At 68.9% G+C, this 20,407-nt stretch carries 19 protein-coding genes and 1 riboswitch; of the genes, 17 read left to right on the forward strand and 2 right to left on the reverse strand.

What is annotated here, in order from left to right:
- Positions 1 to 95: 95 nt before the first annotated feature.
- The 15 genes from ACFYPC_RS06375 (at position 96) to ACFYPC_RS06445 (ending at position 16,044) form a co-directional block, all read left to right on the forward strand.
- A complete protein-coding gene (locus tag ACFYPC_RS06375; protein ID WP_388671616.1) occupies positions 96 to 1,025 on the forward strand; it encodes an ABC transporter permease in 930 nt (309 codons plus the stop codon).
- Positions 1,018 to 1,797: an ABC transporter ATP-binding protein gene (locus ACFYPC_RS06380; RefSeq protein WP_388671619.1), complete on the forward strand. Its 780-nt coding sequence runs from the start codon at positions 1,018 to 1,020 to the stop codon at positions 1,795 to 1,797. Before ACFYPC_RS06375 ends, ACFYPC_RS06380 begins: the two co-directional genes overlap by 8 nt.
- Positions 1,798 to 2,154: 357 nt before the next feature.
- Positions 2,155 to 3,057, forward strand: coding sequence for a squalene synthase HpnC (gene hpnC / locus ACFYPC_RS06385; RefSeq protein WP_388671622.1), 903 nt, complete (start codon positions 2,155 to 2,157; stop codon positions 3,055 to 3,057).
- Entirely contained in the window at positions 3,054 to 4,004 is a 951-nt protein-coding gene (gene hpnD / locus ACFYPC_RS06390) for a presqualene diphosphate synthase HpnD (RefSeq protein WP_388671625.1), read from the forward strand. The genes hpnC and hpnD overlap by 4 nt, the downstream gene beginning before the upstream one ends.
- Positions 4,004 to 4,144 (forward strand): DUF6380 family protein, encoded by a 141-nt coding sequence (locus ACFYPC_RS06395; RefSeq protein WP_388671628.1) that lies wholly within the window; start codon positions 4,004 to 4,006, stop codon positions 4,142 to 4,144. Before hpnD ends, ACFYPC_RS06395 begins: the two co-directional genes overlap by 1 nt.
- Positions 4,141 to 5,556 (forward strand): hydroxysqualene dehydroxylase HpnE, encoded by a 1,416-nt coding sequence (gene hpnE / locus ACFYPC_RS06400; RefSeq protein WP_388671631.1) that lies wholly within the window; start codon positions 4,141 to 4,143, stop codon positions 5,554 to 5,556. Before ACFYPC_RS06395 ends, hpnE begins: the two co-directional genes overlap by 4 nt.
- Positions 5,556 to 6,683 (forward strand): polyprenyl synthetase family protein, encoded by a 1,128-nt coding sequence (locus ACFYPC_RS06405; protein WP_388671634.1) that lies wholly within the window; start codon positions 5,556 to 5,558, stop codon positions 6,681 to 6,683. The genes hpnE and ACFYPC_RS06405 overlap by 1 nt, the downstream gene beginning before the upstream one ends.
- Before the next feature lie 112 nt (positions 6,684 to 6,795).
- A complete protein-coding gene (gene shc, locus ACFYPC_RS06410; RefSeq protein ID WP_388671637.1) occupies positions 6,796 to 8,802 on the forward strand; it encodes a squalene--hopene cyclase in 2,007 nt (668 codons plus the stop codon).
- Positions 8,799 to 9,440, forward strand: a complete 642-nt coding sequence (locus ACFYPC_RS06415) for a 1-hydroxy-2-methyl-2-butenyl 4-diphosphate reductase (RefSeq protein WP_388671640.1) — start codon at positions 8,799 to 8,801, stop codon at positions 9,438 to 9,440. The genes shc and ACFYPC_RS06415 overlap by 4 nt, the downstream gene beginning before the upstream one ends.
- Before the next feature lie 5 nt (positions 9,441 to 9,445).
- Positions 9,446 to 10,468 carry an adenosyl-hopene transferase HpnH gene (hpnH, locus tag ACFYPC_RS06420; RefSeq protein ID WP_388671643.1) on the forward strand — a complete coding sequence of 341 codons (1,023 nt, stop codon included), beginning with the start codon at positions 9,446 to 9,448 and terminating at the stop codon, positions 10,466 to 10,468.
- Between the two features lie 4 nt (positions 10,469 to 10,472).
- Positions 10,473 to 11,630, forward strand: a complete 1,158-nt coding sequence (gene ispG / locus ACFYPC_RS06425; protein ID WP_388671646.1) for a flavodoxin-dependent (E)-4-hydroxy-3-methylbut-2-enyl-diphosphate synthase — start codon at positions 10,473 to 10,475, stop codon at positions 11,628 to 11,630.
- A gap of 28 nt (positions 11,631 to 11,658) precedes the next feature.
- A complete protein-coding gene (gene dxs / locus ACFYPC_RS06430) occupies positions 11,659 to 13,554 on the forward strand; it encodes a 1-deoxy-D-xylulose-5-phosphate synthase (RefSeq protein WP_388671649.1) in 1,896 nt (631 codons plus the stop codon).
- Positions 13,551 to 15,089 carry an aspartate aminotransferase family protein gene (locus ACFYPC_RS06435; protein ID WP_388671652.1) on the forward strand — a complete coding sequence of 513 codons (1,539 nt, stop codon included), beginning with the start codon at positions 13,551 to 13,553 and terminating at the stop codon, positions 15,087 to 15,089. Before dxs ends, ACFYPC_RS06435 begins: the two co-directional genes overlap by 4 nt.
- A 161-nt stretch (positions 15,090 to 15,250) precedes the next feature.
- Positions 15,251 to 15,895, forward strand: coding sequence for a helix-turn-helix domain-containing protein (locus tag ACFYPC_RS06440; protein WP_388671655.1), 645 nt, complete (start codon positions 15,251 to 15,253; stop codon positions 15,893 to 15,895).
- Positions 15,896 to 15,927: 32 nt separating this feature from the next.
- Positions 15,928 to 16,044, forward strand: coding sequence for a DUF6126 family protein (locus ACFYPC_RS06445; protein ID WP_384393498.1), 117 nt, complete (start codon positions 15,928 to 15,930; stop codon positions 16,042 to 16,044).
- A 35-nt stretch (positions 16,045 to 16,079) separates the two neighbouring features.
- On the opposite strand, the gene ACFYPC_RS06450 is transcribed toward ACFYPC_RS06445, so the two are convergent.
- On the reverse strand, positions 16,080 to 16,877 hold the full coding sequence (locus tag ACFYPC_RS06450; protein ID WP_388671658.1) for a tyrosine-protein phosphatase: 798 nt from the start codon (positions 16,875 to 16,877) through the stop codon (positions 16,080 to 16,082).
- A 544-nt stretch (positions 16,878 to 17,421) separates the two neighbouring features.
- Positions 17,422 to 17,597: riboswitch (cyclic di-AMP (ydaO/yuaA leader) on the forward strand.
- Positions 17,598 to 17,601: 4 nt separating this feature from the next.
- Between ACFYPC_RS06450 and ACFYPC_RS06455 the strand changes: the two genes are divergently transcribed.
- Both ACFYPC_RS06455 and ACFYPC_RS06460 read left to right on the forward strand, forming a co-directional pair.
- A complete protein-coding gene (locus ACFYPC_RS06455) occupies positions 17,602 to 18,567 on the forward strand; it encodes a peptidoglycan DD-metalloendopeptidase family protein (RefSeq protein WP_388671661.1) in 966 nt (321 codons plus the stop codon).
- Positions 18,568 to 18,838: 271 nt separating this feature from the next.
- The gene (locus tag ACFYPC_RS06460) at positions 18,839 to 19,624 is read left to right on the forward strand and encodes an SGNH/GDSL hydrolase family protein (protein ID WP_388672048.1); all 786 of its coding nucleotides are present in this window, start codon (positions 18,839 to 18,841) and stop codon (positions 19,622 to 19,624) included.
- 92 nt (positions 19,625 to 19,716) lie between these two features.
- On the opposite strand, the gene ACFYPC_RS06465 is transcribed toward ACFYPC_RS06460, so the two are convergent.
- Positions 19,717 to 20,337: a TetR/AcrR family transcriptional regulator gene (locus tag ACFYPC_RS06465; protein ID WP_388671664.1), complete on the reverse strand. Its 621-nt coding sequence runs from the start codon at positions 20,335 to 20,337 to the stop codon at positions 19,717 to 19,719.
- Between the last annotated feature and the right edge of the window lie 70 nt (positions 20,338 to 20,407).

Below are 20,407 nucleotides of genomic sequence, written 5' to 3' on the forward strand. Positions count from 1 at the left end.
TCATTTCTGAGAGCATTCGTGGCCGTACCCAGGTCCCTGGCTCATGCCTACGCCCGACCAGGCTGTGCGCATCTTGAAGACGAAAGTTTCCACTTGTGAGTGAGACAACGCATGACGGCGGAGTCGCGGTGAGCGAACGACCGTCGCCCGATGACGGGCTCTCCGCGACCGAGTTGGCCGCCAAGTACGGGCTCGCGGTCAGCGGTGCCCGGCCGGGGCTCGCCGAGTACGTGCGGCAGCTGTGGGGCAGACGCCACTTCATCATCGCTTTTTCGCAGGCGAGACTGACCGCCCAGTACAGCCAGGCGAAGCTGGGCCAGCTCTGGCAGGTCGTGACGCCGCTGCTCAACGCGTTCGTGTACTTCCTGATCTTCGGCCTGATCCTGCAGGCCGACCGCGGCATGTCGATCGACGTGTACATCCCCTTCCTGGTGACGGGTGTCTTCACCTTCACCTTCACCCAGAGCTCGGTGATGTCGGGCGTCAGGGCGATCTCCGGCAACCTCGGGCTGGTCCGCGCGCTGCACTTCCCACGCGCCGCGCTGCCCATCTCGTTCTCGCTGCAGCAGCTCCAACAGCTGCTGTTCTCGATGATCGTGCTGTTCGCCGTGGCGATCGGCTTCGGCAGCTACCCGAGCCCCTCGTGGCTGCTGATCCTCCCGGTCCTCGCACTGCAGTTCCTCTTCAACATGGGCCTCGCGCTGATCATGGCGCGGCTGGGTTCCAAGACCCCGGACCTGGCGCAGCTCATGCCGTTCGTCATGCGTACCTGGATGTACGCGTCCGGCGTCATGTACTCCATCCCCGTGATGCTCGCCGACAAGCCGCGCTGGATCGCCGACATCCTGCAGTGGAACCCCGCCGCGATCTACATGGACCTGATGCGCTTCGCACTCATCGACTCCTACGGCTCCGAGAACCTGCCCCCGCACGTCTGGGCGGTCGCGGGCGGCTGGGCCGTCCTCGTCGCGCTCGGCGGGTTCGTGTACTTCTGGAAGGCGGAAGAGAGGTACGGACGTGGCTGAGCAGCGCACCGACTCCCACATCCCCACCGTCATCGCCGACGAGCTGCACATCGTCTACCGCGTCAACGGCGCCAAGACCGGAAAGGGCAGCGCCACCTCCGCGCTCAGCCGCATCCTCAAGCGCGGCGAGGAACGCGGCGTACGCAAGGTGCACGCCGTCCGGGGCGTCTCCTTCACCGCCTACCGGGGCGAGGCGGTCGGCCTGATCGGCTCGAACGGCTCCGGCAAGTCCACTCTCCTGCGCGCCATCGCCGGACTGCTGCCCGCGGAGCAGGGCAAGGTCTACACCGACGGCCAGCCCTCCCTGCTCGGCGTCAACGCCGCCCTCATGAACGACCTGACGGGTGAGCGGAACGTCATTCTGGGCGGACTCGCGATGGGCATGACCCGCGAGCAGATCAAGGAGCGCTACGAGGAGATCGTCGACTTCTCGGGCATCAACGAGAAGGGTGACTTCATCACCCTCCCGATGCGCACCTACTCGTCCGGCATGGCGGCCCGCCTGCGCTTCTCCATCGCGGCCGCCAAGGACCACGACGTCCTGATGATCGACGAGGCCCTGGCCACCGGTGACCGCAAGTTCCAGAAGCGCTCCGAGCAGCGCATCAGGGAGCTGCGCCAGAGCGCCGGCACGGTGTTTCTGGTCAGTCACAACAACAAGTCGATCCGCGACACCTGCGACCGCGTGCTCTGGCTGGAGCGCGGTGAGCTGCGGATGGACGGCCCCACCGAAGAGGTCCTCAAGGAATACGAGAAGTTCACCGGCAAGTAGCCCATTTCGCCCAGTGCCCCGCCGGAACCCTTCGGCGGGGCACTGCGTCTGCAAAGGAAACGCCAACTCCTGGCGTGCTTAGGAATCTTGACGCCAATCGGTGTGTTGTTGTGATGTGCAGGACACCCAGACGGACTGTGCCGCGTTGTACAACGTAAGCTGTACCGGTGCTGATTCGCGGCAAGTAGGGCGATAATGCGCGCACCCGGCACGGCTGCGCCGCGCGGACGTATGCGCGGCGTGTCCGAAATGGGCACCATTGGGTGAGCAGTGTAGAACGGGAGATGTGACGGCAATGGCTACGGAAACTCTCCAGCTCCGCCAAGCGTGGGCCGTTGCCGCGCCGGGCGGCGAGCGGTGACCGAAGCCGGGACGGCGCGCACCGGTGACCCGGAGCGCGACACCCTCGACAAGGCCGCGGACGAGAACTTCCCCGTGGCACCCTTCTTCCTGCCCAAGGCATGGCGCGACGACCTGATGGCCGTGTACGGCTTCGCCCGCCTCGTCGACGACATCGGTGACGGCGACCTGGCCCCGGGCGGCGCTGACGCCCGCCTGCTGGGCGTGCCGCCCACCCAGGCCGAGGACCGACCGGCCCTCCTCGACGCCTTCGAGGCCGACCTGCACCGCGTGTTCGGCTCGACCCCGCGCCACCCGCTGCTGCGTCGCCTCCAGCCCACCGTCCGGCGCGCCGGCCTCACTCCCGAGCCCTTTCTCGGCCTGATCGCGGCGAACCGCCAGGACCAGTTGGTCACGCGGTACGAGACCTACGACGATCTCCTCGCCTACTGCGAGCTCTCCGCCAATCCCGTCGGCCGACTCGTCCTGGCCGTCACGGGCACCGAGACCCCCGAGCGCGTCCGCCGCTCCGACGCGGTGTGCACGGCGCTGCAGATCGTCGAACACCTCCAGGACGTCGCCGAGGATCTCGGCCGCGACCGTATCTATCTCCCCGCCGAGGACATGAAGCGCTTCCATGTCCAGGAAGCGGATCTGGCCCTGCCCACGGCAGGCGCATCGGTGCGTGCACTGGTTGCATACGAAGCAGAACGCGCCCGGAACCTCCTGAATGAAGGCACCCCCCTCGTGGGTAGCGTCCACGGCAGGCTGAAGCTGCTGCTCGCGGGGTTCGTCGCGGGGGGAAGGGCGGCGATCCGTGCGATCGCCGCCGCCGAATACGACGTACTTCCCGGCCCGCCGAAGCCCGGCAAGCTCCAATTGCTGCGCGAGGTGGGAGTGACCCTGCGAGGAAAGGGGTGATCCGGACCGTGGAGTCGGACCAGCACGTGCCCGCACCGGTACTCGCCGCTTACAGCTACTGCGAAGCAGTGACGAGTCAGCAGGCGCGTAACTTCGCGTACGGCATCAGACTTCTGCCGACATCAAAGCGCCGCGCGATGTCGGCGCTCTACGCGTTCTCACGGCGCGTGGACGACATCGGCGACGGAGCGCTCCCGACCGACGTGAAGACGTCCAGGCTGGAGGACACCCGGGCACTGCTCGCCCGGGTCCGCGACGGATCCGTCGGCGAGGACGACACCGACCCGGTCGCGGTCGCCCTCAGCCATACCGCCGAGCACTTCCCGGTCCCCCTCGGAGGCCTCGACGAACTCATCGACGGCGTCCTCATGGACGTACGCGGTGAGACGTACGAAACGTGGGACGACCTGAAGGTCTACTGCCGGTGTGTGGCCGGCGCGATCGGGCGGCTCTCGCTCGGCGTGTTCGGTACGGAGCCTGGGGCGCGCGGAGCCGAGCGCGCGCCGGAGTATGCCGACACACTCGGGCTCGCACTCCAGCTCACCAACATCCTGCGGGACGTGCGTGAGGACGCCGAGGGCGGGAGGACCTATCTCCCCGCGGACGACCTCGCCAAGTTCGGCTGCTCGGCCGGGTTCAACGGGCCGACGCCGCCGCCCGGCTCCGACTTCGCGGGCCTCGTGCACTTCGAAGTGCGTCGGGCCCGCGCTCTGTTCGCCGAGGGCTACGGACTGCTGCCCATGCTTGACCGGCGCAGCGGCGCCTGCGTCGCGGCCATGGCCGGCATCTACCGGCGCCTCCTCGACCGCATCGAGCGCGAGCCGGAGGCCGTGCTGCGCGGCCGCGTCTCGCTGCCGGGCCGCGAGAAGGCGTACGTCGCCGTGCGCGGCCTCTCGGGACTCGACGCCAGGCACGTATCCCGCCGGACCGTCAGGAGGCGCGCCTGATGGACAATTTGGGCCAAGGTGATTCCAATGGCGAAAAGTGGCACGCAACCCTCCGCAGCCGCGGGGCGTCCCTGACTTCAATGGCCTGCCGCGCACCGTTCGATCTTCGCGTTACGGCCCAGGGGGAGAGTGCACGATGAGTGATGTCACGCAGCCCGCGGACACCGCGGACCGCCCGGGCACGGCAGCCGCAGTGGTGGTCGGCGGAGGGCTCGCCGGGATCACCGCCGCGCTGGCACTCGCCGACGCCGGGGTGCGCGTGACGCTGCTCGAAGGCCGGCCGAGGCTCGGCGGGCTCGCCTTCTCCTTCCAGCGCGGCGACCTCACCGTGGACAACGGTCAGCATGTGTATCTGCGGTGCTGCACCGCCTACCGATGGTTCCTCGACCGCGTCGAGGGAGCCTCGCTGGCCCCGCTGCAGGATCGTCTCGACGTGCCCGTTCTCGACGCCGAGGCGAAACCGGGGCGGCGGCTCGGCAGAATCGGCCGCACCGCGTTGCCCGTACCACTACATCTGGCGAAAAGCCTCGCCACGTATCCACATCTGTCGCTCGCCGAACGCGCCAAAGTCGGGCGTGCCGCCTTGGCGCTCAAGGGGCTCGATCTCGCCGATCCGGCGCTCGACGCGCAGAACTTCGGCAGCTGGCTGGCCGCGCACGGTCAGTCGGAGCGTGCCGTCGAGGCACTGTGGGACCTGGTGGGGGTCGCCACCCTCAACGCGGTGGCCAAAGACTCCTCGCTCGGGCTCGCCGCGATGGTGTTCAAGACCGGTCTGCTGTCCGACCCGGGCGCGGCCGACATCGGCTGGGCGCGCGTCCCCCTGGGCGAACTGCACGACACTCTGGCCCGCAAGGCGCTCGACTCCGCGGGCGTGCGTACCGAAGTCCGGACACGCGTCACCTCCATCTCCCCCAATGGGAACGGACGCTGGAGGGTTCAGGTTCCCGGCGAGACGCTGGAGGCCGACACGGTCGTCCTCGCCGTACCGCATCGCGAAGCGCACGATCTGCTGCCCGCGGGTGCGCTCGACGCCCCGGAGCGGCTTCTCGACATCGGCACGGCGCCGATCCTCAACGTCCATGTCGTCTACGACCGCAAAGTGCTCACGCGGCCGTTCTTCGCGGCGCTCGGCTCCCCGGTGCAGTGGGTCTTCGACCGCACCGAGGCCTCCGGGCTGAGGGAGGGGCAGTACCTGGCCCTCTCGCAGTCGGCCGCGCAGGACGAGATCGACGAGCCGGTGTCCGTACTGCGCGAGCGCTATCTGCCGGAGCTGGAGCGGCTGTTGCCCGGTGCGCGCGGTGCGCGGGTGACGGACTTCTTCGTGACCCGGGAGCGTACGGCGACGTTCGCTCCCACCCCAGGCGTCGGGCGGCTGCGGCCCGGCGCTCGCACCAAGGCTCCCGGTCTGTATCTGGCCGGAGCGTGGACCGCCACAGGGTGGCCCGCGACCATGGAGAGTGCGGTCCGCAGCGGTGTCAGTGCGGCGCAAGCCGCGCTGGGCGCCCTGGGCCGGCCTCGCGATCACCTCTTCGAAGCAGAGGAGGCAGCCTGATGCTCGATCAGCGCGCGGCCGACCCCCGCACCCCCGGTACCGCAACAAGAGGAGAGACTGTGCCCACTGTGCCCCCGGCCGAAACGGCTGCCGACGCGGTGGACGTGACCGCGCTCCTGGAGCGCGGCCGGACCCTGGCCACACCGGTGCTGCGGGCGGCCGTGGACCGCCTGGCGCCGCCCATGGACACTGTCGCGGCCTACCACTTCGGCTGGATCGACGCCGAGGGAAACCCCGCGGACGGCGACGGCGGCAAGGCCGTGCGCCCCGCGCTCGCCGTCCTGTCCGCGCAGGCCGCCGGTGCAGCTCCCGAAGTAGGCGTGCCGGGCGCGGTCTCCGTCGAACTGGTCCACAACTTCTCGCTGTTGCACGACGACCTGATGGACGGCGACGAACAGCGCCGGCACCGCGACACCGTCTGGAAGGTGCACGGCCCCGCCCAGGCGATCCTCGTCGGCGACGCCCTGTTCGCACTGGCCAACGAGGTGCTGCTGGAGCTCGGCACGCCCGAGGCGGGCCGCGCCACCCGGCGCCTGACCGCCGCCACCCGCGCCCTCATCGATGGCCAGGCCCAGGACATCTCCTACGAGCACCGCGAGCGGGTCACCGTCGAGGAGTGCCTGGAGATGGAGGGCAACAAGACGGGCGCTCTGCTCGCCTGCGCCTGTTCCATCGGCGCGGTGCTCGGCGGCGCGGACGACCACATGGCCGACACCCTGGAGAAGTACGGCTACCACCTCGGCCTCGCCTTCCAGGCCGTCGACGACCTCCTCGGCATCTGGGGCGACCCGGAGTCCACCGGGAAGCAGACCTGGAGCGATCTGCGCCAGCGCAAGAAGTCCCTGCCGGTGGTGGCCGCGCTCGCCGCGGGCGGCCCGGCCTCCGAGCGGCTCGGTGAACTGCTCGCCGCCGACGCCAAGGCCAGTGACTTCCAGAACTTCTCCGAGGAGGAGTTCGCCGTGCGAGCCGCGCTCATCGAGGAGGCCGGCGGCCGCGACTGGACCGCCGAGGAGGCGCGTCGCCAGCACGCGATCGCCGTCCAGGCCCTCGACACGATCCACATGCCGGAACAGGTGCGGGCCCAGTTCGTGGAGCTCGCCGACTTCGTCGTCGTACGGAAGAGATGATCAGTATCGGTCGAATAAACCTCGCGTAGTCGCCGGCCGGTGCCGCGGGAGAACGCGCACCGGCCGACGGCGGACCCACAGCAGAGACATGCCACTGCACGAAGGGGAAGCCATGACAGCGACGACCGACGGAAGTACCGGGGCCATGCCGCCCCGCACTGCCTCGGCCAGCGAAACCGCAGAGACGACAACTCCCGGGGCGGCCGGGACAGTCGAGACCCGAGACGCCGCCACGCGCGCGATAGAGCGTGCCACCGACTTCCTGCTCTCCCGGCAGGACGCCCAGGGCTGGTGGAAGGGCGACCTCGAGACGAACGTCACGATGGACGCCGAAGACCTGCTCCTGCGGCAGTTCCTGGGCATCCTCGACGAGACGACCACCCGCGCCGCCGGCCTCTTCATCCGCGGCGAGCAGCGCGACGACGGCACTTGGGCCACGTTCTACGGCGGCCCCGGTGAACTCTCCACCACCATCGAGGCGTACGTCGCCCTGCGGCTGGCCGGGGACGGCCCGGGCGAGCCGCACATGGCGAAGGCCTCCGCGTGGATCCGCGAGCGGGGCGGTATCGCCTCGGCCCGTGTCTTCACCCGGATCTGGCTCGCCCTGTTCGGCTGGTGGAAGTGGGACGACCTGCCCGAACTCCCGCCCGAGCTCATCTACTTCCCGAAGTGGATGCCGCTCAACATCTACGACTTCGGGTGCTGGGCGCGGCAGACGATCGTGCCCCTCACCATCGTCTCGGCGAAGCGTCCGGTGCGGCCCGCACCGTTCCCGCTCGACGAGCTGCACACCGACGCCCGCAATCCCAACCCGGTCAAGCCCCTTGCGCCGGTGGCGAGTTGGGACGGCCTTTTCGAACGCCTCGACAAGGCTCTGCACCAGTACCGCAAGGTCGCGCCGAGGCGGCTGCGCAGAGCAGCGATGAACACGGCAGGGCGCTGGATCATCGAGCGGCAGGAGAACGACGGCTGCTGGGGAGGCATCCAGCCGCCGGCCGTGTACTCGGTCATCGCACTCCACCTGCTCGGCTACGACCTCCAACACCCGGTCATTCGCGCCGGCTTGGAGTCGCTGGACCGTTTCGCCATCTGGCGGGAGGACGGCGCCCGGATGATCGAGGCCTGCCAGTCACCGGTGTGGGACACCTGTCTGGCCACGATCGCGCTCGCCGACGCGGGCGTACCCGCCGACCATCCGCAGCTGGTGAAGGCCGCCGACTGGATGCTGGGGGAGGAGATCGTCCGGCCCGGCGACTGGTCGGTCAAACGGCCCCATCTTCCGCCGGGCGGCTGGGCGTTCGAGTTCCACAACGACAACTACCCCGACATCGACGACACCGCCGAGGTCGTCCTCGCGCTGCGCCGGGTCAAGCACCACGACCCGGAGCGCCTGGAGAACGCCATCGGGCGCGGCGTGCGCTGGAACCTCGGTATGCAGTCGAAGAACGGTGCCTGGGGCGCCTTCGACGTCGACAACACCAGTGCCTTCCCCAACCGGCTGCCGTTCTGCGACTTCGGCGAGGTCATCGACCCGCCGTCCGCCGACGTCACCGCGCATGTCGTCGAGATGCTCGCCTTCGAGGGGCTCTCGAACGATCCGCGCACCCGCCGGGGAATCGAGTGGCTGCTCGCCGAACAGGAGGCGAACGGCTCCTGGTTCGGGCGCTGGGGCGTCAACTACGTATACGGCACAGGGTCGGTGGTGCCCGCGCTGGTCGCCGCCGGACTGCCCGGCTCGCACCCGGCGATCCGCCGGGCCGTGGCCTGGCTGGAGACCGTACAGAACGACGACGGGGGCTGGGGCGAGGATCTGCGCTCCTACCACGACGTCCCCGAGTGGAGCGGCCGCGGTGCTTCGACGGCCTCCCAGACCGGTTGGGCGCTGCTCGCACTGCTCGCGGCGGGGGAGCGCGACTCCAAGGCCGCCGAGCGCGGAGTCGCCTGGCTCGCGGAGACCCAGCTGCCGGACGGCTCCTGGGACGAGCCGTACTTCACCGGCACCGGGTTCCCGTGGGACTTCTCGATCAACTACCACCTCTACCGCCAGGTCTTCCCCCTCACCGCGCTCGGCCGGTACGTCCACGGCGAGCCCTTCGCCGCGGTCAAGGGGGGTCGATGAGTACGAAGCCCGAACCGGCCTCGCTGCTCATCGCCTGCGCGCTCGGCATCGAGCGCCTCGCGCTGCGCAGCGGCGACCGGGGCGGCGCCGACGGACCCGTCACCGTGCTGCGTACGGGCATGGGTCCCAAGGCCGCCGAGCGGGCGGTCACCCGGATCCTCGCGGACCCGGAGCTGCGCGAGGCGGCCGTCCTGGCCACGGGGTTCTGTGCGGGGCTCGCCCCTGGCATGCACCCCGGGGACCTGGTCGTCGCCGAGGAAACCCGGGACGCGCACGGCAGCACGCCGTGCGTGGGCACCGAACTACTGGTCAAGGAACTGGTGCGTGCCGTGCCCGGCCGCACCGTCCACACGGGGCCGCTCGCGGGCTCCGATCACGTCGTCCGCGGTCATGAACGGTCGGCTCTGCTCGCGACCGGCGCGGTCGCGGTCGACATGGAATCGGCGTCCACGCTCCAGAGCGCCGTGCGCACGGGCGTGCGCCCGGTTGCGGCCGTACGGGTGGTCGTGGACGCTCCAGAACATGAACTCGTCCGAATCGGTACGGTGCGCGGTGGAATATCGGCTTTCCGTGTTCTTCGTGCCGTCCTTCCCGCTTTTTATGAATGGCACCGTTCTTTGCTGCTCCCCCGGAGGTGAGCCAGATGGCCATGCCGCTTCGGCAGTCCATGAAGGTCGCTGCATACCTGTTTGAACAGAAGCTCAGGAAGCGGGACAAGTTCGCGCTGATCGTCGAGCTGGAACCGCTCTTCGCGTGCAACCTCGCATGTGAGGGCTGCGGCAAGATCCAGCACCCCGCCGGGGTGCTGAAGCAGCGGATGCCCGTGGCGCAGGCCGTGGGCGCGGTGCTCGAGTCGGGTGCGCCGATGGTGTCCATCGCCGGCGGTGAGCCGCTGATGCATCCTCAGATCGACGAGATCGTGCGGCAGTTGGTGGCCAAGAAGAAGTTCGTCTTCCTGTGCACCAACGCGATGCTGCTGCGCAAGAAGTTGGACAAGTTCAAGCCCTCGCCGTACTTCGCGTGGGCCGTGCACATCGACGGGCTGCGTGAGCGGCACGACGAGTCCGTCGCCAAGGAAGGCGTCTTCGACGAGGCCGTCGAGGCCATCAAGGAGGCCAAGCGCCGCGGCTTCCGGGTCACCACCAACTCGACGTTCTTCAACACCGACACCCCGCAGACCATCATCGAGGTCCTCAACTTCCTCAACGACGACCTCAAGGTCGACGAGATGATGCTCTCGCCCGCCTACGCCTACGAGAAGGCCCCCGACCAGGAGCACTTCCTCGGCGTCCAGCAGACCCGGGAGCTCTTCAAGAAGGCCTTCGCGGGCGGCAACCGGCGCCGCTGGCGCCTCAACCACAGCCCGCTCTTCCTGGACTTCCTGGAAGGCAAGGTCGACTTCCCGTGCACGGCCTGGGCGATCCCGAGCTACTCGCTCTTCGGCTGGCAGAAACCCTGCTATCTGATGAGCGACGGGTACGTACAGACGTACAAGCAGCTGCTGGAGGAGACCGACTGGGACTCCTACGGCCGCGGCAAGGACGACCGGTGTGCCAACTGCATGGCGCACTGCGGCTACGAGCCGACGGCCGTCCTCGCCACCATGAGCTCCCTCAAGGAGTCCATCCGCGCCTCCCGTGAGACGTTCACGGAAAGCCGCGTGTGACGACATGACCGCCATTTCCTTGGGCCTCCCCGAGGTGCCGGTCCGACCGATCGCGGAGCGCCGCCTCTCGCGGCAGATCCAGGTCGGACCGGTGGCGGTCGGGGGCGGAGCGCCGGTGTCGGTGCAGTCGATGACGACGACGCGTACGTCGGACATCGGCGCCACCCTGCAGCAGATCGCGGAACTCACCGCGTCCGGCTGCCAGATCGTCCGCGTCGCCTGTCCCACACAGGACGACGCGGACGCCCTCGCGACCATCGCCAGGAAGTCGCAGATCCCGGTGATCGCGGACATCCACTTCCAGCCGAAGTACGTGTTCGCGGCCATCGACGCCGGGTGCGCGGCGGTCCGGGTGAACCCGGGCAACATCAAGCAGTTCGACGACAAGGTGCGGGAGATCGCGCGGGCGGCCTCCGCCGCGGGCACCCCGATCCGAATCGGCGTCAACGCCGGGTCGCTCGACCAGCGACTGCTGAAGAAATACGGCAAGGCGACGCCCGAGGCGCTCGTCGAGTCGGCTCTGTGGGAGGCGTCGCTCTTCGAGGAGCACGGGTTCCGGGACATCAAGATCTCGGTGAAGCACAACGACCCCGTGGTCATGGTCAACGCGTACCGGCAGCTGGCCGCACAGTGCGACTACCCGCTGCATCTCGGGGTGACGGAGGCAGGGCCGGCGTTCCAGGGGACCATCAAGTCGGCTGTCGCCTTCGGGGCGTTGCTCAGCGAGGGTATCGGGGACACCATCCGGGTGTCCCTGAGCGCGCCGCCCGCCGAGGAGTGCAAGGTCGGCATGCAGATCCTGGAGTCGCTCGGGCTGCGGGAGCGGCGCCTGGAGATCGTCTCGTGCCCGTCCTGCGGTCGCGCCCAGGTCGACGTGTACAAGCTGGCCGACGAGGTCACGGCCGGCCTGGAGGGGATGGAGGTCCCGTTGCGCGTCGCGGTCATGGGCTGCGTCGTCAACGGCCCCGGAGAGGCGCGGGAGGCGGACCTGGGGGTCGCCTCCGGCAACGGCAAGGGACAGATCTTCGTCAAGGGCGAGGTCATCAAGACCGTGCCCGAGTCGAAGATCGTGGAGACCCTCATCGAAGAGGCGATGAAGATCGCCGAGCAGATGGAGAACGACGGCGTCGCCTCCGGCGAACCGGCCGTCACCGTGAGTTGATCAGCACGGACCGAGAGGGGGCCCGAGCGTGACGATTCTGGAGAACATCCGGGGACCACGCGACCTGAAGGCGCTGTCCGAGGCGGAGGTCGGTGAACTGGCCGACGAGATCCGGGAGTTCCTGGTGCACGCGGTCGCGAGGACCGGCGGTCATCTCGGGCCCAATCTGGGGGTGGTGGAACTCTCCATCGCGCTCCACCGGGCCTTCGAGTCGCCCGTCGACCGCATCCTGTGGGACACCGGCCATCAGAGTTACGTACACAAACTGCTGACGGGACGTCAGGACTTCTCCAAGCTGCGCGGAAAGGGCGGCCTGTCCGGCTACCCCTCGCGTGAGGAGTCCGAGCACGACATCATCGAGAACAGCCACGCCTCCACGGCGCTCGGCTGGGCGGACGGTCTTGCCAAGGCCCGCCAGGTGCAGGGCGAGAAGGGGCACGTCGTCGCGGTCATCGGCGACGGCGCGCTCACCGGGGGCATGGCGTGGGAGGCACTGAACAACATCGCCGCCGCCAAGGACCGGCCGCTGATCATCGTCGTCAACGACAACGAGCGCTCGTACTCGCCGACCATCGGCGGTCTCGCCAATCACCTGGCGACCCTGCGGACGACGGACAGCTATGAGCAGATCCTCGCCTGGGGCAAGGAGGTGCTCCTGCGCACGCCGGTCATCGGGAACACCGTCTACGAGTCGCTGCACGGGGCGAAGAAGGGGTTCAAGGACGCCTTCGCGCCGCAGGGCATGTTCGAGGATCTCGGGCTCAAGTACGTCGGGCCGATCGACGGGCACGACGTGGGGGCCGTGGAGTCCGCGCTGCGGCGTGCGAAACGCTTCCACGGGCCGGTGCTGATCCACTGCCTGACCGAGAAGGGGCGCGGTTATGAGCCCGCGATCGCGCACGAGGAGGACCACTTCCACACCGTCGGCGTGATGGACCCGCTCACCTGCGAGCCCCTCGCCCCCTCCAACGGGCCCTCCTGGACCTCGGTGTTCGGCGACGAGATCGTCAGGATCGGGGCGGAACGCGAGGACGTCGTGGCGATCACGGCGGCCATGCTGCATCCGGTGGGGCTCGGCAAGTTCGCCGAGAAGTTCCCCGACCGGGTGTGGGACGTCGGCATCGCCGAGCAGCACGCCGCGGTGTCCGCGGCCGGGCTCGCCACCGGCGGACTGCATCCCGTCGTCGCCGTCTACGCCACCTTCCTCAACCGCGCGTTCGACCAGCTCCTGATGGATGTGGCCCTGCACCGCTGCGGTGTCACCTTCGTGCTTGACCGGGCCGGCGTCACCGGCGTGGACGGCGCCTCGCACAACGGCATGTGGGACATGTCCATCCTCCAGGTCGTGCCGGGGCTCAGGATCGCCGCGCCGCGCGACGCCGACCAGTTGCGGGCACAGCTGCGGGAGGCGGTCGCCGTCGACGACGCACCGACGGTGATCCGGTTCCCGAAGGAGTCGGTGGGGCCGGCGATCCCCGCGGTCGACCACGTGGGCGGGATGGACGTCCTGCACCGGGGGGACCGGCCGTCGGTGCTCCTGGTGGCCGTCGGTGTCATGGCGCCGGTCTGCCTCCAGGCCGCCGAACTGCTTGAAGCCCGCGGTATCGGCTGCACCGTCGTGGACCCGCGCTGGGTCAAGCCGGTCGACCCCTCCATGCCGGGGCTCGCCGCCGAGCACCGGATGGTGGCCGTCGTCGAGGACAACAGCCGGGCGTCCGGGGTCGGCGCGGCGGTAGCGCTGGCGTTCGGGGACGCGGAAGTCGACGTACCCGTACGGCGATTCGGCATTCCGGAGCAGTTCCTCGCGCACGCCAAGCGCGGTGAGGTGCTGGCCGACATAGGTCTCACACCGGTGGAGATCGCCGGGCGGATCAGCGCCGGTCTGGCAGTCAAGGACGAACTGTCCAAGGAGAAACAGGAATGACCATGCCTTCAAAGAAGGCGCCTTCCGAGGAGACCTCCTCCTCGGGGAAGCCCCCTTTCGCGCAGTCTTCTTCCGAAGAGCCTTCTTCCGGAGAGCCTTCATCCGGGAAGTCGTTGTCCGGGAAGTCGAACTCGGAGAAGTCGCTCTCCGCCGAGCCTGAATTCGACCTCGGCGCGCTGCTCGCCGAACGCGGGGCCGAGCGCTACGAGCTGCACACCAAATACCTCAACCACCAGCTCCCGCGCATGCTGCACACCATCGGCTTCGACAAGGTGTACGAGCGGGCCGAGGGTGCGCACTTCTGGGACGCGGACGGGGCGGACTACCTGGACATGCTCGCCGGGTTCGGGGTGATGGGCCTGGGCCGCCACCACCCCGTGGTCCGCAAGGCACTGCACGACGTCCTCGACGCCTCGCTCGCCGACCTCACACGCTTCGACTGCCAACCGCTGCCCGGGCTGCTCGCGGAGCGACTGCTCGTCCACAGCCCGCACCTGGACAGGGTGTTCTTCGGCAACAGCGGTACGGAGGCTGTCGAGACGGCGCTGAAGTTCGCCCGGTACGCGACCGGAAAACCGCGGATCCTCTACTGCCCGCACGCCTTCCACGGGCTGACCACCGGGTCGCTGTCCGTGAACGGCGAGGACGGTTTCCGCGACGGCTTCGCGCCCCTGCTCCCCGACACGGCCGTCCCGCTCGGTGATCTCGACGCCCTGGCAAGGGAGTTGAAGAAGGGCGACGTCGCCGCACTCATCGTCGAACCCATCCAGGGCAAGGGGGTGCACGAGACACCGCCCGGATACCTGCGTGCCGCCCAGGAGTTGCTGCACAAGCACAAGGCACTGCTCATCGTCGACGAGGTGCAGACGGGCCTTGGGCGGACCGGGGACTTCTACGCCTATCAGCACGAGGAGGGTGTGGAGCCGGACCTGGTGTGTGTGGCCAAGGCGCTGTCCGGCGGCTATGTGCCGGTCGGCGCCACGCTGGGCAAGGACTGGATCTTCAAGAAGGTCTACTCGTCGATCGACCGCGTACTTGTGCACTCGGCGAGCTTCGGGTCGAACGCGCAGGCCATGGCGGCGGGCCTTGCCGTGCTCTCGGTCATGGAGAACGAGCAGATCGTCGCCAACGCCCGTGCCACGGGGGAGCAGTTGAAGTCCCGGCTCGCGGCGCTCGTGGACAAGTACGAGCTGCTGAGTGACGTACGCGGCCGGGGGCTGATGATCGGCATCGAGTTCGGGCGGCCCAAGTCGCTGAAGCTGCGCGGTCGTTGGACGATGTTGCAGGCCGCCCGCAAGGGGTTGTTCGCGCAGATGGTGGTCGTGCCGCTGTTGCAACGGCACCGAATCCTCACCCAGGTCTCCGGCGATCACCTGGAGGTGATCAAGCTGATCCCGCCGTTGGTCATCGACGAGCGGGACGTGGACCGCTTCGTGGATGCCTTCACAGCCGTGATGGACGACGCGCACGGCGGAGGCGGGCTGATGTGGGACTTCGGAAAGACCCTGGTGAAGCAGGCGGTGGCGAACCGCTGAAAGAGCCGGCGGTGGTGAACCGGTGAGGGGGGTCGGCGGTGGTGAACTGGTGAGGGTGTGGACGTGCCGAGCCGCCGAGACTGGGGAGAGCCGGGCTCTTGGGGTTTTGCCTCTGGGGCAAGAAGGTTGCCTCAGAGGTAAAGCTCGGGCTCAATGGAGGCATGAGCACCGCCGAGGGTATGAATCCTTCCCCGCAGGGAACCGCTGACGATCTGCACGTCGTCGCGCCTCAGCTCCGTGCGCTGCGCCGTCGTGAATCCCTCACGCTGGAGGCCGCGGCCCGTGCCGCCGGGCTCTCGCCCGCCCACCTCTCGCGCCTGGAGACCGGGCAGCGCCAACCCTCACTGCCGATGCTGCTCGCACTCGCGCGTATCTACGGTACGACTGTCTCCGGGCTGCTCGGCGAGACGGTACCCGGGCGGGACGCCGTGGTACACGCCGCCGACATGGAGCCGACCGCGGCGGGCGGCTGGACCTACTGGCAGGCCGGCGGCTCGGGCCGCGGGATGCAGGCCCTGCGCGTGCACGTCCCGTACGGCTCGCAGGGCGACATCGTGCGCGTCCACCCCGGTGAGGAGTGGCTCCACGTCCTGAGGGGGCGACTGCGGCTGCGCCTCGGTGACAGCGCACATGTGCTCGCCCCGGGCGACAGCGCGCACTTCGACTCGCTGACCCCGCACCGCATCGCCGCCGCCGACCGGGACGGCGCCGAGCTGCTCTTCGTACACACCCTGCTGCAGAGCCCCACCGCCGCGCTGTGCCTCGGCCCGGCGACGCAGCACCCGCCCCTGGGAGAGACACCATGACCGAACCCACGGAATCCGGCCGGCGCCGGTCCATGGACGACAAGCTTCCCCGTGCGCTCTGGGTACGGCTGATCATCTACGTCGCCGTCGGCCACCTCTTCGCGGCCTTCGTCTACCTGCTGTTCACGCTGGGCGCGCAGAACCAGTAGGCGCTCGTCGGCCGGAACAGGGTGACCTGTGGGTGTCAGTCGAGGAGCCGCTCGCGCAGTCTGTTCCGCAGCTCCGGGGTGACCCCCAGCCCCTTCTCCAGGTAGGCGTCGACGCTGCCCCAGGTCTCCTCGATCGTCTCGAAGGCCGCGGTCAGGTACTCGGCGCGCGCGTCGAACAGCGGGCTGAGCAGCTCCATGACCTCCGGGGAGTACGCCGACGCGGAGGAGCTGCTGCGGTGGACCTTGTAGCGACGGTGCGTGGCGTTCGACTCCAGGTAGTCGGCCACGATGGCCTCGCGCTCGACGCCGACGGCGAGGAGTGTCACGGCTATGGAGAGGCCGGCGCGGTCCTTGCCGGCGGCGCAGTGCATCAGCGCGGGCACACTGTCCTCGGCGAGCGAGTGCAGCACCTTGGAGTGCTCGGCGGTGCGCTCCTTGATGATGGCGCGGTAGGAGTTGATCATCCGATTCGCCGCCTTGCCGTCCGCGAGGAGCGCGCGCAGCTGCTCAAGATCGCCGTCGCGGACCATCTTCCAGAACTCGGAGCCGTCGGCCGGGTCGGTCAGCGGCAGATTCACGTTCCGCACGCCCGGCAGCTCGACGTCCGGCCCCTCCAGCTCCTGGTCCGCGGCGTTGCGGAAGTCGAAGATCGTGTGGAGGCCGAGGGAGGCGAGGAAAGCGGCGTCGTCCGCTGTGGCATGCGCGAGATGTCCGCTGCGGAACAGCACCCCGTACTTCACCCGGCGGCCGTCCACGGTGGGCAGGCCGCCCACGTCCCGGAAGTTGCGCACAGCGGTCAGCTCGGGTTCGGTCGACGGGACCTGCTGCGTCACGGGGGCTCCTCCCGGTCAGCCGTCGGCGCTGCTCGGCGTCGCCCGCCGACGGACGTTGCGCTCTCGACGATACGACATGGATTCCTGGGGCAATGAGTTGTCCACAGGCGTTGTCTTCGCAGGTGCGGGGCCGTCACCTCCGGGCTGCCGGGCGCGCCACGGTGTCAGTGTTTACTCACGTCTGTCCGTATCTGCGGAGGATTGATGGCGGCGGCCGGGGTGGACGGCGATGCGGTAGTTATCCAACCGCGTCACATCTGGCTGTTCTGTCCGAATTAGCTGTTTAATTACAACTGGCCCTGGAATGAGGCGTCCTGGGCGGGCGTGCGTGAGCAGCGTCATATCCGTGACGATGTGTTGCCGCACCTCTTTGTCAACCCACCGGAATTCCCTGGTGATTTGACAGGCGGGAAAAGTCCTCTGTCGACAGAGGGTGACGGTAATTCCGGCGTGGATCAAGGGCGGCGCATCCACAGAAAACCCACATGCTTGTCGATGCGGTCTCATCTCGCTTACGTTCGCCCTCAATCCGGACGGACGCCCAATCCTGCCGCCGCCCGGAATCCGCACACTCACCCGTATGTGGCAGGAGCGGGGGACCCACAGGTACGACGCCTGTTCCGGTCTCCGGAACGGCTAGGGGTATAGCCGCGCAGCAGCGCGGCCGGGCATCTCCAGTCCGCACCCGACAGCTCACCTCGCAGGCGCCGGAGAGGAATTCGTCATGCCCGCGAAGGGTAAGCACCGCCGTCCCAAGTCCCAGCGTTTCACGCGCTCGATTGCCGTGGCCGGAACGGGTGGCGCCGCGCTCGCGCTGCCGCTCATGGGAGCCACCGGGGCCCATGCCGCGACCTCGGCTTCCACGCCTTCCACTGTTTCCGCGGCTTCGGGAAAGGTTGCCACCGCTGCCACGGCTTCGGCCTCAGCTTCGGGAAAGGCCGCCACTTCGGCTTCCGCCGCTGCCGGGAAGACCGCGGCGAAGACCTACTCGGTAAGAGCAGGTGACTCCCTCTCGAAGATCGCCGACGAACAGAGCGTCAGCGGCGGCTGGAAGAAGCTGTACTCGGACAACCGCGAGGCCGTCGGCAAGGACCCCGCGCTGATCCATCCGGGACTGAAGCTGACGATCGGCAAGAAGGCCGCCACGTCGAGCGGCACGACCAAGTCGTCCGGCGAGGCGTCCAAGTCGTCGAAGTCCTCGAAGGCGTCCGACTCGTCCGCCAAGACGGCGGCAGAGCCCACGGCCAAGGCTGACGACACCGCGGCCTCGAGCAGCAGTTCCGGCTACACGCTTCCGGTCGAGGGCGCGACCATCGGCACCGGCTACAAGGTCGCCGGCAGCATGTGGTCCAGCGGCTACCACACGGGCGTGGACTTCGTGGTCCCGACCGGTACCACCATCAAGTCCGTCGCCGCGGGCACCGTCGTCTCCGCGGGCTGGGGCGGCGCCTACGGCAACCAGGTCGTCATCCAGCACGCCGACGGCCAGTACTCGCAGTACGCCCACCTCTCGTCCCTCTCCGTCTCGGCCGGCCAGACCGTGACCGAGGGGCAGCAGCTCGGTCTCTCCGGGGCGACCGGCAACGTCACCGGACCGCACCTGCACTTCGAGATCCGCACCACGCCGGACTACGGCTCGGACGTGGACCCGGTCGCGTACCTGCGCTCGCACGGTGTCACCGTCGGCTGACGAAACTCGCTCGAGCCGAAGGCCGGACCCCACGATCCCCGGGGTCCGGCCTTCGGCGTTCCGTCATCAGGATGCCGCGTTCTCGGGCGCCCGCGTCCAGCCGTGGCGGCTGTTCAACTCCCCCTGGTGGGCCCTTATTCCGAGCTTGACCCAGACTTTATGAGTGGCTTATGTCACCACCCGTCAACCCTAAAATACGGTCGCGTAGGTCACACTCGAAGGTGAATCATGGGTCGATGTGGCAGACGATTCGAAGAGTGGCAACAGATCAGTGATCGGGTCGTACGTAGCGGTGGGGGACAGCTTCACCGAGGGCGTCGGCGACCCCGGGCCTGACGGGGCCTTTGTCGGTTGGGCGGACCGGTTCGCGGTACTGCTCGCGGACCGGCGCCCCGAGGGCGACTTCACCTACACCAATCTCGCCGTCCGCGGCAAACTGCTCGACCAGATCGTCGAGCACCAGCTCTCGCGGGCGAAGGAGCTCGCACCGGACCTGGTCTCCTTCTGTGCGGGCGGCAACGACATCATCCGGCCCGGCGTCGACCCCGACGAAGTCGCGGAGCGCTTCGAGCGCGCGGTCGCCGGCCTCACCTCCGCCGTCGGCACCGTCCTGGTGACGACCGGCTTCGACACCCGTGGCGTGCCTGTGCTGAAACACATGCGCGGCAAGATCGCCACGTACAACGGACACATCCGGGCCATCGCCGACCGGTACGGCTGCCCCGTCCTGGACCTGTGGTCCCTGAAGACGATTCAGGACCGCCGCGCCTGGGACGGCGACCGCCTCCACCTGTCACCCGAGGGCCATACCCGCGTCGCGCTCCGGGCCGGCCAGGTCCTCGGCCTCGAAGTACCGGCCGACCCGGACCAGCCGTGGCCGCCGCTCCCGCCGCGCGGCACGCTCGAGGTCCGGCGCGACAACATCCACTGGGCGCGCGAATACCTGGTCCCGTGGATCGGGCGGCGGTTGCGCGGCGAGTCCTCCGGGGATCATGTGGCGGCCAAGGGGACGCTCTCGCCGGACGACATCAGGACATGGATCGACGCGGTGGCCTGAGCGGGCTGAGGCGCCGCGGTTCCACAGAGGGGTGACTCGGCGTCGGTGAGGGGTGGTTCGCGGTGCCGCGAACCACCCCTCGTTCACGCCTCTCAGCGCACCGCCCCCGTCAACGCCTCCCGCTCGAGGCCGAGTTCGCGCGCGAGTGCGTCGTCCACCCACTCGTGGGTCCGAGCCCGCGACACCGCACCCTCGTAGGCGGTCATCTGCACGGCGAGCCCGTCGAGCAGTGCTGTCAGCCGAAGGGCCGTGCCAGTGGGATCCGGGCAGCGGAACTCGCCCGCGGCCACTCCCTCCGCGATCACCTCGATGATCGCGGCCTTCCACTGCTTGTCGAGATGGCAGGTGACCTCTCTGAGCGCGGGTTCGCGCAGGGCGGCCGCCCAGCCCTCGATCCACAGCCGCCACCCCTTGGCCTGCCCGGTCGGCGCGTACCAGCGCACCGCGGCCCGCAGTCGGCGCAGCGCCGAGGTGCGACGGCCGAGCAGCTTGCGCAGATGGGAGAGGTCGTCCTCGGCGGCGTAGGTGAACGCCTCGGCGAGCAGCTTCTCCTTGGTCGAGAAGTGGTACAGAACCAGTGCGTTGCTCACCCCGAGCGCCGAGGCCACATCGGCGATCCGCACCGCCGCCACACCCCGCGCCTCGATCTGCTCGACCGTGGCGCGCAGCAGCTCCTCACGCCGTTCCGCCACGTTCAACCGCACCCTTGCCACGCGGCAACCCTAATCCCTCGCCACAGGGGTGCCGGCCGGTCTTCGAGGTCGCGCCGGGGACGCGGACGGC

The organism is Streptomyces sp. NPDC005808, from assembly GCF_042871385.1.
GTDB lineage: Bacteria > Actinomycetota > Actinomycetes > Streptomycetales > Streptomycetaceae > Streptomyces.

What these genes read in the sequence shown, in the direction of transcription:
- ACFYPC_RS06395 (WP_388671628.1), top strand. Translation starts at nt 4,004, where the DNA reads ATGGACAATTTGGGCCAAGGTGATTCCAATGGCGAAAAGTGGCACGCA.
- ACFYPC_RS06435 (WP_388671652.1), top strand. Translation starts at nt 13,551, where the DNA reads ATGACCATGCCTTCAAAGAAGGCGCCTTCCGAGGAGACCTCCTCCTCG.
- hpnE (WP_388671631.1), top strand. Translation starts at nt 4,141, where the DNA reads ATGAGTGATGTCACGCAGCCCGCGGACACCGCGGACCGCCCGGGCACG.
- shc (WP_388671637.1), top strand. Translation starts at nt 6,796, where the DNA reads ATGACAGCGACGACCGACGGAAGTACCGGGGCCATGCCGCCCCGCACT.
- ACFYPC_RS06440 (WP_388671655.1), top strand. Translation starts at nt 15,251, where the DNA reads ATGAGCACCGCCGAGGGTATGAATCCTTCCCCGCAGGGAACCGCTGAC.
- ACFYPC_RS06405 (WP_388671634.1), top strand. Translation starts at nt 5,556, where the DNA reads ATGCTCGATCAGCGCGCGGCCGACCCCCGCACCCCCGGTACCGCAACA.
- ispG (WP_388671646.1), top strand. Translation starts at nt 10,473, where the DNA reads ATGACCGCCATTTCCTTGGGCCTCCCCGAGGTGCCGGTCCGACCGATC.
- hpnH (WP_388671643.1), top strand. Translation starts at nt 9,446, where the DNA reads ATGGCCATGCCGCTTCGGCAGTCCATGAAGGTCGCTGCATACCTGTTT.
- ACFYPC_RS06455 (WP_388671661.1), top strand. Translation starts at nt 17,602, where the DNA reads ATGCCCGCGAAGGGTAAGCACCGCCGTCCCAAGTCCCAGCGTTTCACG.
- ACFYPC_RS06415 (WP_388671640.1), top strand. Translation starts at nt 8,799, where the DNA reads ATGAGTACGAAGCCCGAACCGGCCTCGCTGCTCATCGCCTGCGCGCTC.
- ACFYPC_RS06445 (WP_384393498.1), top strand. Translation starts at nt 15,928, where the DNA reads ATGGACGACAAGCTTCCCCGTGCGCTCTGGGTACGGCTGATCATCTAC.